The 1,172-nt window shown below is 35.1% G+C and carries 1 protein-coding gene; it reads left to right on the top strand.

The genetic code is table 11. From position 1 onward, the window contains the following. Nucleotides 1-216: 216 nt before the first annotated feature. Nucleotides 217-1,146: a hypothetical protein gene (locus tag A6E03_RS17940; RefSeq protein WP_083201876.1), complete on the top strand. Its 930-nt coding sequence runs from the start codon at nucleotides 217-219 to the stop codon at nucleotides 1,144-1,146. The last annotated feature ends 26 nt before the right edge of the window (nucleotides 1,147-1,172 follow it).

Below are 1,172 nucleotides of genomic sequence, written 5' to 3' on the forward strand. Positions count from 1 at the left end.
GCATAGTAGTAAACGTGTTATGCAGGCGTTATAATTTTCGGAGGCTTAAGTGGCTAAAATAAAACAAAAAAACAGAGTTCTGAAGAGTGGTTCAACTCAGTAGTCGTTAATGGGTTAAGCTTTCTTCATTCGTCTGTAGAAAGATTAGAAACCTCACCAAAATTTGCAATAATTGATTTGTATACAGCCATTGAATTATTTTTTAAAGCAAGATTAATGAAAGAACATTGGACTCTTATTCTTACAAATCCTAATGATGCTAATAAATCTAAGTTTGAAAATGGTGATTTTCATTCTGTTTATTTAGATCTAGCCGTTAAACGACTAGGTAATATTTGTGGGGAGAAATTTAATACAGCGGCACTCGAAAACTTTAAAGCTTTGAGTGAGCATCGTAATCAGTTGGTTCATTTTGCTCATACCGATTTTGTTGGTAATAATGAAGGTGTAGTTATTGAGCATTGGGCTTCTTGGTATTACTTACATAATTTGCTTACACAACAATGGCGCTCATACTTTGAAGGTTACGAAGATCAGTTTGAACAACTCCAAGAAAAAGTTACAAAAAACATGGGGTACTTAAATGCAAAGTTTGAAGCACTTAAACCTCAAATTGAAATAGAGTGTAAAAAAGGTAATGAAATCTCAGAATGTCCATCTTGTAAATTAGAAAGCGCACTAATTACTAAGGTATATCATTGGGGGCATGATATCGAGTGTTTGGTTTGTGATGTAAAAAAACTTAAATTAAAAGATATTCACACCGAAATTGAGTGCTACTCATGTAAGAAAAACATGGCATATTTCATGTTAACTGACGAGTTTTGTCCACATTGTTCGGAAGAAATTACCCCAGAGTATGCGTTAGAGCAATACAAAAAACTATATGAAAAAGAAGACCCTGAATGTTTAGTGGAAGATGGGCGTGATTATATAGCTTATTGCCATACTTGCGACGACAAAGAACCATCGGTGGTAAATGTCGATGGTCTATGGGTATGTGTGTATTGCGAAGACCGTGGTTGGACAGCGATTAGCTGCGATAATTGTGATAGTTTTGTAACTGGTGACGTTCAAAGGATTGAAGTTTTCGCCTGCCATCGTTGTGAAGATGAAGTTCGTGAATCTATGTTGGCAGGGTTATAGTAAAAATTATAACAAATGCATCAACA

Source organism: Aliivibrio sp. 1S128 (genome assembly GCF_001691065.1).
Classification (GTDB): domain Bacteria; phylum Pseudomonadota; class Gammaproteobacteria; order Enterobacterales; family Vibrionaceae; genus Aliivibrio.

Excerpts from the sequence above, each read along its gene's own strand:
- A6E03_RS17940 (WP_083201876.1), top strand. The coding sequence starts at position 217 with ATGAAAGAACATTGGACTCTTATTCTTACAAATCCTAATGATGCTAAT.